This is a genomic window from Sphingomonas sorbitolis (assembly GCF_036663875.1).
Taxonomy (GTDB): domain Bacteria; phylum Pseudomonadota; class Alphaproteobacteria; order Sphingomonadales; family Sphingomonadaceae; genus Sphingomonas.
Window position 1 is genome coordinate 1,099,327 of record NZ_JAXOJS010000001.1, and the last position, 15,785, is coordinate 1,115,111.

15 protein-coding genes are annotated in these 15,785 nt (G+C 66.2%); 5 read left to right on the plus strand and 10 right to left on the minus strand.

The features are described from left to right. Positions 1 to 7: 7 nt before the first annotated feature. From U1763_RS04655 to U1763_RS04695, 9 genes are all read right to left on the minus strand, one after another. Positions 8 to 871: an S-methyl-5'-thioadenosine phosphorylase gene (locus tag U1763_RS04655; RefSeq protein ID WP_332754287.1), complete on the minus strand. Its 864-nt coding sequence runs from the start codon at positions 869 to 871 to the stop codon at positions 8 to 10. Next, positions 868 to 2,259 (minus strand): amino acid permease, encoded by a 1,392-nt coding sequence (locus tag U1763_RS04660; protein ID WP_332754288.1) that lies wholly within the window; start codon positions 2,257 to 2,259, stop codon positions 868 to 870. The genes U1763_RS04655 and U1763_RS04660 overlap by 4 nt, the downstream gene beginning before the upstream one ends. A gap of 308 nt (positions 2,260 to 2,567) precedes the next feature. After that, positions 2,568 to 2,921, minus strand: coding sequence for a HesB/IscA family protein (locus tag U1763_RS04665; protein ID WP_332754289.1), 354 nt, complete (start codon positions 2,919 to 2,921; stop codon positions 2,568 to 2,570). A gap of 113 nt (positions 2,922 to 3,034) precedes the next feature. Next, positions 3,035 to 3,496, minus strand: a complete 462-nt coding sequence (locus U1763_RS04670; RefSeq protein ID WP_056057670.1) for an SUF system Fe-S cluster assembly protein — start codon at positions 3,494 to 3,496, stop codon at positions 3,035 to 3,037. Further along, positions 3,493 to 4,707, minus strand: coding sequence for a cysteine desulfurase (locus tag U1763_RS04675; RefSeq protein WP_332754290.1), 1,215 nt, complete (start codon positions 4,705 to 4,707; stop codon positions 3,493 to 3,495). Before U1763_RS04675 ends, U1763_RS04670 begins: the two co-directional genes overlap by 4 nt. Further along, complete coding sequence (locus U1763_RS04680; protein ID WP_332754416.1) at positions 4,704 to 5,777, minus strand: SufB/SufD family protein; 1,074 nt, start codon at positions 5,775 to 5,777, stop codon at positions 4,704 to 4,706. Before U1763_RS04680 ends, U1763_RS04675 begins: the two co-directional genes overlap by 4 nt. A 2-nt stretch (positions 5,778 to 5,779) precedes the next feature. Further along, complete coding sequence (gene sufC, locus U1763_RS04685) at positions 5,780 to 6,523, minus strand: Fe-S cluster assembly ATPase SufC (RefSeq protein ID WP_332754291.1); 744 nt, start codon at positions 6,521 to 6,523, stop codon at positions 5,780 to 5,782. Between the two features lie 231 nt (positions 6,524 to 6,754). Continuing rightward, positions 6,755 to 8,245, minus strand: coding sequence for a Fe-S cluster assembly protein SufB (sufB, locus tag U1763_RS04690; protein WP_056057660.1), 1,491 nt, complete (start codon positions 8,243 to 8,245; stop codon positions 6,755 to 6,757). Positions 8,246 to 8,375: 130 nt separating this feature from the next. Continuing rightward, complete coding sequence (locus tag U1763_RS04695; RefSeq protein ID WP_056057656.1) at positions 8,376 to 8,804, minus strand: SUF system Fe-S cluster assembly regulator; 429 nt, start codon at positions 8,802 to 8,804, stop codon at positions 8,376 to 8,378. A gap of 316 nt (positions 8,805 to 9,120) precedes the next feature. Here U1763_RS04695 and U1763_RS04700 point away from each other — a divergent pair, with 316 nt between their 5' ends. From U1763_RS04700 to U1763_RS04715, 4 genes are all read left to right on the plus strand, one after another. Then, positions 9,121 to 10,185, plus strand: coding sequence for a quinone-dependent dihydroorotate dehydrogenase (locus U1763_RS04700; RefSeq protein ID WP_332754292.1), 1,065 nt, complete (start codon positions 9,121 to 9,123; stop codon positions 10,183 to 10,185). A 212-nt stretch (positions 10,186 to 10,397) separates the two neighbouring features. Next, positions 10,398 to 12,131, plus strand: a complete 1,734-nt coding sequence (gene ggt / locus U1763_RS04705; RefSeq protein WP_332754293.1) for a gamma-glutamyltransferase — start codon at positions 10,398 to 10,400, stop codon at positions 12,129 to 12,131. Positions 12,132 to 12,202: 71 nt separating this feature from the next. Beyond that, positions 12,203 to 12,892: an SDR family NAD(P)-dependent oxidoreductase gene (locus tag U1763_RS04710; protein WP_332754294.1), complete on the plus strand. Its 690-nt coding sequence runs from the start codon at positions 12,203 to 12,205 to the stop codon at positions 12,890 to 12,892. Next, entirely contained in the window at positions 12,882 to 13,817 is a 936-nt protein-coding gene (locus U1763_RS04715) for a 50S ribosomal protein L11 methyltransferase (protein ID WP_332754295.1), read from the plus strand. The genes U1763_RS04710 and U1763_RS04715 overlap by 11 nt, the downstream gene beginning before the upstream one ends. 223 nt (positions 13,818 to 14,040) lie before the next feature. On the opposite strand, the gene phhA is transcribed toward U1763_RS04715, so the two are convergent. Next, positions 14,041 to 14,919 (minus strand): phenylalanine 4-monooxygenase, encoded by an 879-nt coding sequence (gene phhA, locus U1763_RS04720; protein ID WP_332754296.1) that lies wholly within the window; start codon positions 14,917 to 14,919, stop codon positions 14,041 to 14,043. A gap of 22 nt (positions 14,920 to 14,941) precedes the next feature. Between phhA and U1763_RS04725 the strand changes: the two genes are divergently transcribed. After that, positions 14,942 to 15,607, plus strand: coding sequence for a TIGR02117 family protein (locus U1763_RS04725; protein WP_332754297.1), 666 nt, complete (start codon positions 14,942 to 14,944; stop codon positions 15,605 to 15,607). The last annotated feature ends 178 nt before the right edge of the window (positions 15,608 to 15,785 follow it).

The following is a 15,785-nucleotide window of genomic DNA, read 5'->3' on the forward strand; positions in this document are numbered from 1 at the left end:
CCGCCCACTACAGCGCGCGCCCTGCTACCGCGCTTAGTTTCGCCACCAGCGACGGATCGCGGGCATCGCGCGCGGTGATGATCGCGGTGTCGAGACACTTGTCGATCGGCGAAGCCTCGCGCTCCATCGGCAAATTGCGCAGCAGCGCGATCACCATCGCGCGGGCCTTTGCCGCATTCGCGCCGAGTTGCGCCACGACCTGCGCGACGTCGACGCCGGCCTCGTCGTCGCGCCAGCAATCGTAATCGGTCACCATGCCGACCAGCGCGTAGGGAAGCTCCGCCTCGCGCGCGAGCTTGGCCTCGGGCATCGCGGTCATGCCGATCACGTCGCAGCCCCAGTGGCGGTAGAGCCGGCTTTCCGCGCGCGTCGAGAATTGCGGGCCTTCCATCGCAAGGTAGGTACCGCGGTCGTCGACATGCGCGCCGGCTTCTCGCGCTGCGTCCGCCGCATAGCGAGAGAGCCGCGGGCAGACCGGGTCCGCCATCGATACATGTGCGACCAAGCCGGTGCCGAAGAAGCTCGACGGTCGCCCCTTGGTGCGGTCGATGAACTGGTCGACGACAGTGAAGCTGCCGGGCGGGCGGGCCTCGACCAGCGAGCCTACCGACGATACTGCAAGAACGTCGGTGACCCCGAGCCGCTTCAGCGCGTCGATGTTTGCGCGCGCGTTGAGCTCCGAGGGGGAAATGCGATGCCCTCGGCCGTGCCGCGGCAGGAACGCGACACCGACATGGCCGACGCGACCGGTATAGATTGCGTCCGACGGTTCGCCCCATGGGGTCTCGACGGTCTGCCAGCGCCCATCCTCGATACCGTCGACCGCGTACAGTCCGGAGCCGCCGATGATGCCGATCGTCCAGCCGCTCACTTGGCGAGCGCCCTCGGCCGTGCGTAGACAAAGTAGATCGCGAGGCCGAGCAGGTTCCACAGCCCGAAATACAGCTGCGTCTTCGAGGGGAGGCTGAAGAACAGGTACAGGCAGCCGAGGATGCCGATCGTGCCGACCAGCGTCGCCGCTGGCGCGCGGAACGTGCGGATCGCATCCGGCGCACGGCGGCGCATCACGAGCATGCAGGCGCAGACCGCGACGAATGCGGCAAGCGTACCGGCGTTGGCGAGCGCGGCGATCTCGGCGAGCGGCAACAGGCCTGCAATGACGGCAACGATCGCCGCGGTGATCCAGGTGATGCGGACGGGGGCACCTCGCCTGGAGACCTTGGCGAGGCTCAGCGGGAGCAACCCGTCGCGTGCCATCGTGAAGAAGATCCGGCTCTGGCCGAACAGGAACGCGAGCAGCACCGTCGGCAACGCGATCACGGCTGAGGCGCCGAGGAAGGTCGCGAACCCCGGCCGGCCGATCTCGCGCAGGATCAGCGCGAGCGGCTCGGCGCTGCCGGCGAACTTGGTGTACGACAGCGCGCCGACCGCGGCGACCGCGACGAGGATGTAGATCGCGATGCACGCGACCATCGACCCGACGATCCCGATCGCAAGATCGCGGCCGGGGTTCTTGGTCTCTTCCGCGGCGGTGGAGATCGCATCGAAGCCGTAGAAGGCAAAGAAGATGATCGCTGCCGCCGCCATGACGCCGCGCTCGGCGCCGTCGGGCTGGACCGCCTTGGGGAAGCCATAGGGCATGAACGGGTGGAGGTTGGCGCTGTTGAAATAATGCAACGCGATGAACACGAACACGGTCAGCGCGATCATCTTCACAGCCACCAGCACCGCGTTGAGCGTCGCACTTTCGCGCGTGCCGAACGACAACACGCCAGCGACGACCGCGATGATGAAGATGGCGGGGACGTTGAGGATGCCGCCGAGCTCAGGGCTGAGCGTCAGCGCCTCGGGGAAGCCGAACGCCCCGCGTAACAATGGCGCGGCATAGCCTGACCAGCCGACTGCCACGGTCGACACGACGAGGGAGTATTCGAGGATCAGCGACCAGCCGATCACCCACGCGATCAGCTCGCCGAGCACGACATAGCTGTAGGTGTAGGCGCTGCCCGACGCCGGGATCATCGTCGCCATCTCGGCATAGGCGAGCGCCGCGCAGGCACAGATGCCGCCGGCGATGACGAACGAAAGGATCACGGCGGGACCGGCGAGCCCTGCTCCCACGCCGATCAGCGTCAGGATCCCGGTGCCGACGATGCCGCCCACGCCCATCGCCACCAGATGCGGCCATGACAGCGTCCGCGCGAGCTGATGCTCGGGCGGCTGCTCGGTGACGATTTTTCGGCGAAACAGACTGGCCACGGATATCCCCTCTTCTTTGGCGCGGGGAGTGGCACAGGAAGGGAGCGGGGGGCAAGGTCAGCAGCCAACCACCTACCCCAGCGCCAATATCCTCCCCGGCGGAGGCCGGGGTCCAGTTGGTAAGGCCATCGTGACGATGCGCAGCGCTATGTCAGCAGCGTTTACCAACTGGGCCCCGGCCTTCGCCGGGGTGGTAGAAGGGGTGACAAAATTTAAAGGCAATCCGCTCGTCCTTGTTCTCCCGCGAAGGCGGGAGCCCAGTCTGGGTCCCCGCCTTCGCGGGGAAACACGCTACCTTACGGCAGCTCTCAGACGGTAAAGCTTTCCCCACACCCGCACGCGCCCTTAGCGTTGGGGTTCTGGAACACGAACCCAGCGGTGAAGTCGTCCTCGACCCAATCCATCGTCGACCCGATCAGGTACAAAATCGACCCGCCATCGACGAACAGCGTGCCGCCGGGCGTATCGATCCGCTCGTCGAAGGGCTTGGCCTCAGTGACGTAATCCACCGAATAGGCCAGCCCCGAACACCCGCGTTTGGGCGTCGACAGCTTGACCCCGATCGCATCCGCCGGCGCGCGCGCCATGAGGTCGGCGATCCGCGCGTGTGCCGTCGCCGTGAGGTTCAGCGCCGCCGGTCGTGCTCGCAATGTCGTCGCCATAACCAATTCCTTCTGCTCCCCTCCCCGCCTGCGGGAGGGGTCGGGGGAGGGCTTGAACAGCAGCGTTCCGCTCTCCCCTCCCCTAACCCCTCCCGCAAGCGGGAGGGGAATTGTTACAGCATGCCCAGTTCGAGCTTCGCCTCGTCCGACATCTTCTGCGGATCCCAAGGCGGATCCCAGACCAGGTTCACTTCCGCGAACCCGACCCCAGGCACCGACCCGACGCGCATCTCGACCTCCGCCGGCATCGACTCCGCGACAGGACAGTTCGGCGTCGTCAGCGTCATCGCCACCACCGCGTGCCCGTCCTCGGTCACCTCGACGCCGTAGATCAGCCCCAGATCATAGATGTTCACCGGGATCTCGGGATCGTAGATCTCCTTCAGCGCATCGATGATCGCATCGTACACCGCGCCACCGGGCTCGCCGGGCGAGTCCACCTGCGGCTTCTGCGCCAGGAAACCCGCGAGATAATCGCGCTTACGCTCCGCGTCGGAGTCCGTCTCCATCACGACGCGCGCCTTGGGCGGCGATGCGACGGCATCCACTTCCTCGATCTCGAACCGATCGCTCATTTGAAGATCCTCGTTACTCGCTCGATACCGCGCACCAGCGCCTCGACGTCCGCTGGCCCGTTATAAACGCCAAAGCTCGCGCGCGCCGTCGCCTCGACGCCAAGCGCCTCCATAAGCGGCTGCGCGCAGTGATGGCCGGCGCGGATCGCGACGCGCTCCTCGTCCAATATGGTGCCGATGTCGTGCGGATGAACCCCCTCGATCGTGAAGCTTACGATCCCCGCCGAGTCCGCCGGGCCATAGAGGCGCACCGAATTGATCCCCGACAGCGCCTCGCGCGTGGCGGTCACCAGCGCCGTCTCGTGCGCATGGATCGCGTCGAGCCCGATGCTCTCGACATAGTCGATCGCCGCATGCAGGCCCAGCGCGCCGACGATATGCGGCGTCCCCGCCTCGAACCGTCCCGGCGGCGGCGCGTAGGTGGTCTTGGCGAACGACACCTTGTCGATCATCGATCCGCCGCCCTGGTACGGCGGCATTGCGTCGAGCAATTCCGGCTTGGCCCACAGCACGCCGATTCCGGTCGGCCCGTACAGCTTGTGCCCGGAGAACACGTAGAAATCGCAGCCGATCGCCTTCACGTCGACCGTGATCCGCGGCACCGACTGGCAGCCGTCGAGCAGGATTTTCGCGCCCACCGAATGCGCGATCTCGGTCGCGCGCTTGGCATCGAGCACCGAGCCGAGCACGTTCGAGACATGCCCGAGCGCAACCAGCTTGTGCGCCGGCGTAATCATCCGCTCCATCGCGTCGAGATCGATGCGGTGGTCGGACGTCAGCGGCAGCACGTCGATCGCGACGCCGAGGCGTTCCGCGATCATCTGCCACGGCACGATGTTCGAGTGATGCTCGAGCATGGAGAGCAGGATGCGATCGCCCGCCTTCAACTGCGTGCCAACCCAGCATTGCGCGACCAGATTGATCGCCTCGGTAGCACCGCGCACGAACACGATCTCGTCGGGCGATCCCGCACCGACGAACCGCGCGACGGCCTTACGCGCCGCTTCGTACGCGACCGTCATGTCGGCCGAGCGCTGGTACACGCCGCGGTGCACAGTGGCGTAGGTCTCGCCATACGCGCGCGTAATCGCATCGACCACGACCTGCGGCTTCTGCGCGGTGGCGGCGGTATCGAGATACGCCCAGCCCTCGGGGATCGCCGGGAAGTCCGACAGGCGATCCAGGGGACGAACGTCGGCGATCACGCTCACAACGCCCGCTCCAGCCACGCATCGGCGTCCGCCACGAAAGCCTCTCGCACCGTCTCGTCCCCGATCTGGGCGAACGCATCGCCGACGAACGCGCGCGTGAGCAGTGCTTGCGCCTTGGCGTGCGGGATGCCGCGGCTCTGCATGTAGAACAGCGCGCGCTGGTCGAGTTCGCCGACCGTCGCGCCGTGTGCGCACTTCACGTCGTCGGCGAAGATCTCCAGCTCGGGCTTGAGGTTCACCGTCGCGGTCCGCTGCAACAGCAACCCGCGCAACGACTGCACCCCGTCGGTCTTCTGCGCATCGCGCGCGACCTCGACCCGCGCCGCAAGGCTGGCCGTCGACTTGTCCGCCGCGACCGCACGCCAGATCTGCTTGCTCTGTCCGTTCAGCGCCGCATGCCGCACCGACACCGCGCACTCCTGCCGCTGGTCGTTCCGCGTCAGCAACGCGCCGCCATATTCGGCAAACGCATCGTCACCCGTCACCGTAATCGACCCATCGATCCGCGTCCCGGCATCGCCCGCACCGAGCACCGTCACGATCAGCCTCGCTTCAGCCCCGACCTCGACCTCGTCGCGCAACGACACGAAGCCACCGGCCTGAAGCAACCGCACCGCGCGCGTCAGCTTAGCGCTCTTGCCAAGCATCATCCGCGTAGACCGGTTCGACCAGCCAGTCCCGACATACGTCTCGATCACGGAAGCGCTCGCGCCATCGGCGAGCACGATCTCGGCCGGAAGCTGGTTCTCGCCGCCCGTCGCGATGTGGACGATCTGGAGAAGCTCAACGCCGGCGTTCGCCTCGACCCGGATCGACCAACCGTTGCCCGTTGTACGACGACCGAGCGCATGCTCGCCACCATGGATCGCCGTCATCGTGACATGGCGCAGATCGCTCCGACCCTGATCCAGCACGCCGTCGACGAACAGCGCCCGCGCACCCGGCAGGTCCAAAAACCACGCATCGGCGTCCAGCGCGGCGCCGCGCGGCAGTCCAGCTGCCGCCGCAATTGCCGCCGGATCACCCCAGCGCCACGATTCCTCGCGCGTCGAGGGAAGGTCGAGCAGCATCGTCACGCGGCGATCCCCACATAGCCTTCGCTCTCGAGCTGCTTGGCGAGGTCCTTGCCGCCCGAGCGGACGATCTTGCCATCCGCCAGCACGTGGACGAAGTCCGGCTCCACGTAATCCAGCAAGCGCTGGTAATGCGTGATCAGCAGCACAGCCTTGTCGGGCGCGCGCATGATGCGGTTGATGCCGTCGCCGACGACGCGCAACGCATCGATGTCGAGCCCCGAATCGGTCTCGTCGAGGATCGCGAACTTCGGGTTGACGATGCCCATCTGGACCATCTCGTTGCGCTTCTTCTCGCCGCCCGAAAAGCCGACGTTCACCGGCCGCTTGAGCATGTCGTAATCCATGCCGAGCAGATCCGCCTGCCCGCGCGCGAGCTTCAGGAACTCGCCCCCCGACAGCGGCTTCTCGTCACGCGTCGCGCGCTGGGCGTTCAAGGCCTCGCGCAGGAACTGAACGTTCGACACGCCGGGGATCTCGACCGGATACTGGAAGCCGAGGAAGACACCTGCCGCAGCACGCTCATGCGCCTCCAGCTCGAGCAGGTCGACGCCATCGAACGTCACCGAGCCCGCCGTGACCTCGTAGCCGGGCCGCCCGCCGAGCACATAGCCCAGCGTCGACTTGCCCGCCCCGTTCGGCCCCATGATCGCATGCACCTCGCCCGCGTTCACTTCGAGCGACAGGCCCTTGAGGATTTCCTTGCCGTCGATCTCGGCGTGGACGTTTTCAATTTTCAGCACGTTAAATAGCCCTACCGCGAACAGTTATGTTTTGGATGATGTCATGTCCGCTGCTGTACAAAAAATGGCGAACTGCGATCACTTCGAATTCGACCTTGGTCCCGTGAACGTAGTTACATTCGACGACGTCCCCGGTGCGTGGGAGAACCGCCAAGTTATCCATTTCCATCGACGTAGCTTCGCCATTAATGTCGATCTCAAACCGGATGCTCAAATTTTCGGTTTCCGACATCACCCCACCGACCCCTCAAGGCTGATCCCAAGCAACTTCTGCGCTTCCACCGCGAACTCCATCGGCAGCTGCTGCAGCACTTCCCGCGCGAAGCCGTTGACAATCAGCGCCACCGCCGCCTCCTGGTCCAGCCCGCGCGACATCGCGTAGAACAGCTGGTCCTCGGAGATCTTCGACGTCGTCGCTTCGTGCTCGATCTGCGCGGACGGGTTGCGGACCTCGATGTACGGCACGGTATGCGCGCCGCACTGGTCGCCGAGCAGCAGGCTGTCGCACTGCGTGAAGTTCCGCACACCCTCCGCGGTCGGCGCGACGCGCACCAGTCCGCGGTACGTGTTGTCTGAACGCCCCGCCGAAATCCCCTTCGACACGATCGTCGACCGGGTATTCTTGCCGAGGTGGATCATCTTCGTGCCGGTATCGGCCTGCTGGCGATTGTTCGTCACCGCGACCGAATAGAACTCGCCGACCGAGCCATCGCCGAGCAGCACGCAAGAGGGGTATTTCCACGTGATCGCGCTGCCGGTCTCGACCTGGGTCCAGCTGACCTTCGAGTTCTTGCCCTGGCACAACGCACGCTTGGTGACGAAGTTATAGATCCCGCCGACGCCGTTCTCGTCGCCCGGATACCAGTTCTGCACGGTCGAATACTTGATCTCGGCATCGTCGAGCACGACCAGCTCGACCACGGCGGCATGCAGCTGGTTCTCGTCGCGCATCGGCGCGGTGCAGCCTTCGAGATACGAGACGTACGAACCCTTGTCCGCGACGATCAACGTGCGCTCAAACTGCCCGGTATTCTCCGCGTTGATGCGGAAATAGGTCGACAGCTCCATCGGGCAGCGCACGCCCTCCGGAATGTAGACGAACGTGCCGTCGGAGAAGACCGCCGAGTTCAGCGTCGCGAAATAGTTATCGCGCTGCGGCACGACCTTGCCGAGCCACTTCCGGACGAGATCGGGATATTCCTTGATCGCCTCGGAGATCGAGCGGAAGATCACGCCTGCGGCCTCGAGCTCCTTGCGGAACGTGGTCGCGACCGAGACGCTGTCGAACACCGCATCGACCGCGACGCGACGCTTGGGCGTGCCGTCCTCGTTCAGCGGATCCTCGACCACGCCGGCCAGCATCTTCTGCTCGCCGATCGGGATACCGAGCTTCTCGTAGACGCGCAGGATCTCCGGATCGACCTCGTCAAGCGACCCGAGCTTCGGCTTCGCCTTGGGCTCCGCGTAATAATACGCGTCCTGGTAATCGATCGGCGGGACGTTGAGCTTCGACCAGTCGGGCGCCTCCATCGTCTGCCACAACGCGAACGCCTTCAGCCGCCAGTCAAGCATCCACTGCGGCTCGCCCTTCTTGGCGGAAATGAAGCGCACCGTGTCTTCCGACAGGCCCTTCGGCGCGAATTCCTGTTCGATGTCCGAGGAGAAGCCCCACTCGTACGTCTTGTTCGCGGCGGCGTATGCCTCTGCGTTCCGGGTAGCCATTATCTGTCCTCGGCCGCAAAGCGGCTCTCTAAAATCTCCGCGCCTCCGCGTCTCCGCGTGAACAAAACTGATTCACGCGGAGACGCGGAGACGCGGAGGAAAAGGTGAAGCGCTGCGCGCGATGTGTTCTTCATGCGGGCACCTGTAAAACCGGGGTTTGCGAAAGGCTGGCGAGCGACACGCCGGCGAGCGCACCGCGGACCGCGCCGTTGACGGCGTTCCAGTGCGGCTTCACCTTGCAGGTCTGCTCGACGCAGCAGTCCTGCGACGCGCCATCGACGCACGACGTCAGTGCGATCGGGCCTTCGACCGCCTCGATGATGTCGGCGAGCGAGATCATCGCGGGCGGTCGCGACAGGCGGAAACCGCCGCCGGTGCCGCGCGTGCTCTCGATCAGCCCAGCTGCGGACAGCCGGCTCACCAGCTTCTGCACGGTCGGCAGCGGCACGCCGGTCTCCTCCGCCAGCAGCGTCGCGTTCAGCCGCGCGATACCGCCGCAATGACGCGCTGCGGCGCTCATCATCACGACTGCATAGTCGGCTAGGCTGGAAAGACGCATGGTGGCTTCGGAATCCAATCGGACCGATATGATCCGATTGGTCAGATGGGCTTTGTGCAGTGCATCGTCAACCCGGCGAGCGGTGCTAACGACTCGCAACTGGCTAGGCATTTCTGGTCGCCCCGCGCGCCCTCTTTCAGCACCATCCCCCGACCACCCGTCACCCCAGCGAAAGCTGGGGTCTCCTGGTTTGGGTCGGGCGCCTCGAACGTGGATACCCCAGCTTTCGCTGGGGTGACGGAGGCTGGGGTGACGGAGAATGTGGGGTGACGGAAGAAGGGTTTGGCCGCCCCAGCCGATATGCCTAAGAGCGCGCATGGCCTTCTACCACCCGATCCTCTTCCGTCTCGACGCCGAGCGCGCGCATACCCTCACCATCGCCGCGCTCGGCGCATGGGGGAAGGCCGGCACGCCGCTCGCCCCCAGCGTGCCGCGGCTCGCGACGACCGTGGCGGGGATCGCCTTCCCCAACCCGGTCGGCTTAGCGGCAGGCGTCGACAAGGACGGCCGCGCGATCGACGGTTTCTTCGGGCTAGGCTTCGGCAGCGTCGAGATCGGCACGCTCACCCCGCTCGCGCAGCCCGGCAACCCCAAGCCCCGCATCTTCCGCCTCCCCGAAGACCGCGCGGTGATCAACCGTTTGGGCTTTAACAACGGCGGGCTCGATGCAGCGCTGCAAAGAGTATGTTCACCCGCGAAGGCGGGTGCCCAGTCTGGGTCCCCGCCTTCGCGGGGAAACAGGGTTCTCGGAATCAACGTCGGCGCGAACAAGGACGCTTCGGATCGCACCGCCGACTACGTCCACGGCGTTACCAGAGCAGCCCCCCACGCAGACTACATCACCATCAACATCAGCTCCCCCAACACCCCAGGCCTGCGCGACCTCCAACACGGCGCCGCGCTCCGCGACCTCCTCGCCGCCTGCACCGCCGCCAAGGGCACGACGCCGATCTTCCTCAAGGTCGCCCCCGACCTCGAACCCGCCGACATCGACGACATCGCCCGCGCCGCGCTCGACAACCGGATCGACGCGCTGATCATCAACAACACGACGATCTCCCGCCCCAACCTGCGCTCGGCCAACTCAAAGGAAACCGGCGGCCTGTCCGGAGCCCCCCTCGCCCCGCTGGCCCGCCAACGCCTGTCGGACTTCCGCAAGGCAACAGGCGCAGCGATCCCCCTGATCTCGGTCGGCGGCGTGGACAGCGGCGCCGAAGCCTATGCCCGCCTCCGCGCCGGGGCGAGCCTCGTCCAGCTCTACACCGCGCTGGTGTACGAAGGCCCCGGCCTCCCCGCCCGCATCCTCCGCGAACTGGACGCGCTACTAACCCGCGACGGTTTTGCCTCGGTGGGCGATGCGGTCGGTGTCGACGCGCGCTGACCTGCCCATCCCGTTATCACACTCGTCACCCCCTTCCATCCGCACCTGCCCCCTCCCGTCATCCCAGCGAAAGCTGGGATATCCCCGTTGGTCTCCTGCAGCCCGCCTAACCGGGATACCCCAGCTTTCGCTGGGGTGACGGACTTGGGAAGGGGAACAGAATCCAGCCTAGCCGCTTGCCTCATATCCGAACCGCGCTAGGCTCGCCGCCGATGAAGACCCCCCTCTTAGCGCTCGCCCTCCTTATCCCCGCTGCCACCGAGGCTCGCCAGCCTGCCCAGGCCAAAGACCAAGGCATGGTCAGCGCCGCCGACCCGCGCGCCGCCGCCGCTGGCGTCGAAATCCTCCGCGCCGGCGGCAGCGCCACCGACGCCGCGATCGCCACCATGCTCGCGCTCAATGTCGTCGAGCCGCAAAGCTCGGGCATCGGCGGCGGCAGCTTCTGGATCTCCCACGCGGCCGGCGGCACGCTCAGCACGATCGACGCGCGCGAGACCGCGCCTGCCGCCGCGGATGCGCGCTGGTTCTACGCCCCCGACGGCACGCCGCTGAGCCACAGCGACGCGGTCCCCGGCGGACGCAGCGTTGGCATACCCGGCGCACTCCGCGGCATGGCGCTCGCGCACCGCGCCTCAGGCAAGCTCCCCTGGGCGCAACTGTTCGCCCCCGCGATCCGGCTCGCGACAAACGGTTTCCAAGCCTCACCCCGCCTCGTCAACGGGATGAAGGCGTATGGCGACCACATCACGCCCGAGACTCGGACACTCTTCTCCGCCCCCGACGGCTCGCCGGTCGCGATCGGTGCCACGATCAAGAATCCGGAGCAGGCCGCGCTCCTCCGGCGCATCGCCACGCGCGGTCCGGACAGCTTCTACGTCGGCCCCGAGGCGCAGAAGATCGTCACTGCCGTCAACACCGCCGCGCGCAATCCGTCTAAGATGACGCTCGGCGATCTCGCCAGCTACGACGCGAAATCACGGCCGCCGGTCTGCATCAAATACCGCGTCTACCGCGTCTGCGGGATGGGCCCGCCCTCGTCCGGCGGGATCACCGTGCTGATGATCCTGAAGCAGCTCGAACGCTTCGACATGGGGAAGCTCGGCAAGGACAGCGCGCAGGCCTGGCACCTGTTCGCCGAATCCTCGCGCCTGGCCTATGCCGACCGCGACCTGTACGTCGGCGATCCCGATTTCGTCCGCGTGCCGGTGCAGGGTATGCTCGACACCAAGTATCTCGCGTCGCGCTCCGCACTGATCTCGCCGGCGAAGACGTTGGCGAACGTCACCGCCGGGTCGCCTCCCGAAGCCCCCGCACGCACCCGCGCCCCGGTCAGCGAAGTCCCCGGCACCACCGACATCGCGACGGTCGACGCCCGCGGCAACGTCGTCGAGGTCACCACTACCGTCGAAGGCTATTTCGGCTCCGGCATCACCGTTGACGGCACGGTCCTCAACAACCAGCTCACCGACTTCGACATCGTCCCCGAGAAGGACGGCGCGCTCGTCGCCAACCGCGTCGAGGGTGGCAAGCGCCCGCGCAGCTCGATGTCGCCCACGATCGTCTACGGCCCCGACGGGAAAGTCCGCCTCGCGGTCGGCGCAGCCGGCGGCTCGACGATCATCGCGCAGGTGGCCAAGGCAATCATCGGCGTGGTCGACTGGAAACTGTCCGCGCAGGACTCAATCGCGCTAGGCCTGCTCTACGCCCCCGGCCACGTCGCCGCGGCGGAGAAGGGCACCGAGCGCGAGGCGATGGTCCCCACGTTGCAGGCGCTCGGCGAGACCGTCCAAGTCGCCGCGCTTGGTCTTAAGGCCAACGCGATCGAGCGGGTCGGCGGCAAATGGGTCGGTGCGGCAGACCCCCGCAGCGAGGGGGTTGCAATCTCCGAAGATGGCACCGTCACGCAGATCGAACGCGTCGGCGTCCTTCAGCGCGCGCCCGAATGAAGGTCAGTCTCGGTCGGTACCACCGTCGACATGGGGTGACGCGACCGGAAACTGCGCGCTAAGAGCCGCTCATGACCATTCTTCTTACCGGCTCCAGTCGCGGTATCGGTGCGGCGATTCACGTGGCGCTGACCGATGCGGGCGCTTCCGTCATCGGACATGGGACCGCTAGCGGTATCCCGGCCGACTTCAGCGATCCCGAAGGGCCGACTGCGTTGTGGAACGCTGCGCTGGAGCAAGCTGGCGGCACGATCGATGTGCTGATCAACAATGCGGGGGTGTTCGAGGCGGCGCCGCTCGCCGATGACGACTGGACCGCGCAGTGGGAGCGGACGATGCGGATCAACCTGACCGCTTCGGCCGAGCTTTGTCGGTTGGCGGTGCTGCATTGGCAGGCTCGGGGTGTCGGGGGGCGGATCGTCAATATCGCGAGCCGCGCGGCGTATCGCGGGGATTCGCCGTCGCATTGGCATTATGCCGCGTCGAAGGCGGGGATGGTGGCGATGACCAAGACGATTGCGCGGGGGTATGCTCGGGAGGGCATCCTTGCATTCGCGGTGTGTCCGGGGTTCACGATGACCGGGATGGCGGACGACTATCTGTCGAGCCGCGGGGGCGATGCGTTGCTGGCGGATATTCCGCTCGGGCGGGTCGCGGCGCCTGACGAGATCGCGGCGGCGGCGAAGTTTCTCGCGTTGGAGGCGCCGGCTTCGATGACGGGGTCGGTGATCGACGTGAATGGGGCGAGCTATGTCCGATAGTTGGAAGCTCACCCTGCCCTGCACGCGGGCGGAGGCGGAGGCGATCGATGCGAGCGACGACCTGACGATCGATGGCGTGTTGATGACGACCGAGGAGATCGAGGACGACGTCGAATCCTGGCGGCTCGATGCGTATTTCGAGCATGAGCCGGCGGCGGACACGGTCGCGGCGGTGCGCGCGCTGGTGCCGAGTGCGGCGGGGGCCGAGATCGCGGTCGAGCGGTTGGGCGATGCGGACTGGGTGACGATGAGCCAGGCTGGGCTCGAGCCTTTGTCGGTCGGGCGGTTCTTCGTGCATACCGGCGCGCATGCGGGCGCGGTGCCGGCGGACAAGCGGGCGTTCCTGATCGAGGCGAGCCGGGCGTTCGGGACGGGGCATCATGAGACGACCAGCGGGTGTCTGGCGATGCTCGACGGGTTGGCGGATGCCGACTTTGCGAACGTGATCGATATCGGGACGGGCACGGGGTTGCTGGCGTTTGCCGCGGCGCACCTTTGGCCTGGGGCGGCCGTGATGGGGACGGATATCGATCCGGTCTCGATCGATGTGACGGCGGAGAATGCGGCGCTCAATGGGGTCGGGGGGATTGATCTGGTTGTGGCGGATGGTACGCTTGACGATGCGATCGTGGTTCGGGCGCCGTATGATCTGGTGATCGCGAATATTCTGGCGGGGCCGCTGGTGTCGATGGCGCCGGAGATCGCTTCGATTTCGGATGTGGGGGCGACGATCGTTCTGGCCGGGTTGCTGGAGACGCAGCGGGCTGGGGTTGTCGCGGCGTATGAGGCTTGCGGGTGTTCGCTCGAGGCTGTCGACCGGCGGGGGGATTGGAGTGTGCTTCGGTTGAAGGCTGGGGCGGTGAGGTTCGTGGCTGAGGGGCCGTTTGATCCCAAGGGGCGCGATGGGTGGGCGTTGGATATTTAGGTAGCGCCGCCTTGCCCCGAAGAAGGTTGTTCCCCCGCGAAGGCGGGGGGCCAGTCTGGGCCCCCGCCTTCGCGGGGGAACAATAGGGAGTGCCCTCACCTCAAACTCCAACACCACCCCGGCGGAGGCCGGGGCCCAATTGGGCGAACCTTCGCAACAGATCGCTCCACCATTCCAATTGGGCCCCGGCCTTCGCCGGGGTGGTGGCCTCTGTGAGGGATGCTTATGCGGTCTCGGCGGTCACCTTTGCGTTCGCGTAGTCCTGCGTGCCCTTGGTCAGCACGACATCGCTCGGCTCGATCCGCGCGACAGGGATATCCGGGAGCGCCTTCAGCTCCTCATACAACGGTGCAAAGTCCGTCTCGACCGTTAGCCTGAGCAACTCGTCGAAGCTCGGGATGACGAAGTAGTTCTGCTGGAAATCGTCGATCCGGTATTCGGTCCGCATTACGCGGGCCAAGTCCAGTGCGATCCGGTTGGGGCTCGGATCGTCGAGCGCAAACCGGGTTTCCGCGTAGCTGGAGACGATCCCCGAACCGTAGATGCGCAGGCCTTCGGGTTCCGCGATCAGGCCGAACTCGACCGTGTACCAATAGAGCCGGCCTAGATACTTCAGCGCGTCGAACCCCAAAGCGCGCTGGCCGCCGCGGCCGTAGGCGGCGAGGTAGTCGGCGAAGACCGGATCCGCCAACATCGGCACGTGACCGAACACGTCGTGGAAGACGTCGGGTTCCTGCAGATAGTCGAGCTGGTCGGGGCGGCGGATGAAGTTGCCGGCGACGAACCGCCGGTTGGCCATGTGGTCGAAGAACACGTCGTCGGGGACGAGGCCGGGCACCGCGACGACCGACCAGCCGGTGAGCTTGGTCAGGCGTTCGGACAGCTCCTCGAAATCGGGAATGCCGGGCTTCGAGAGCTTCAGGACATCGAGCCCGCGCAGCCAAGCGTTCGACGCGCGGCCGGGAAGCAGTTTCGACTGGCGCGCGAACAGCGTGTCCCAGGTCGCGTGATCCTCCGCGGTGTAATCCGCCCAGTTCTGCGGGATCGTCCAGTCGGGCGCGCCTTCGGGCGGGGTGCTCAGCACATGTGTGTCATTGGCCATGCGGCTGGTCTAGCATGACGGAATGAAGACGGAAACGCGTTGGGTTAAGTCGATTTTACGGGCGGTCGCGGCGGTGTTCGGAGTGGTCGCGAGCTATGCGGTGGCGGGGTTGGTCGGCGGGTCGATCCCGAGCAATCGCGACTGGCGGGCGCCGGTCGAGGGCGTGCATATCTTCGTCGAGAGCAACGGCGTGCATACCGGGATCATCGTGCCAAAGGTCGCGGCCGGGGTGGACTGGCGCGGGGTGGCTCGGGCGGAGGATTTGCGTGATCCGCGGTATGGCGCGTTCGATCATGTGGCGTTCGGGTGGGGGGAGAAGACGTTTTATCTCGAGACGCCGACCTGGGCGGACGTGAAATTGCGAACCGTGATTGCTTCGGCGGTCGGGAGTGACCGGACGTTGATGCACGTCGATCATCTGCCGAGGCCGCGTGCGGGGGATGGGGCTCGGGAGATCATCTTATCGCCGGCGCAGTATCGGCGGTTGGCGGCGTATATCCGGGCGAGCTTTCGCGATGGGGGTGCGCGGTATCGAGGGTATGCTGGGTATGACGCGTTTTATGAGGCTAGGGGGCGGTATAGCGCGGTGCGGACGTGTAATGCGTGGACGGGGGATGCGCTGCGGTTTGCGGGGGTTCGGGTTGGGTGGTGGACGCCGTTTCCGGTTACTGTGATGGGGTGGTTTTGAGCCAACCCTGTTCTCCCGCGAAGGCGGGAGTCCAGTCTGGGCTCCCGCCTTCGCGGGAGAACAAGAAGCGGAAGAAGCAGTAGTTCGGGCCACCACCCCGGCGCAGGCCGGGGCCCAATTGGGAAGCAGCGGTAACAGTGCGCAGTCCGTCGTCAGCGACGTCCCCCAATTGGGCCCC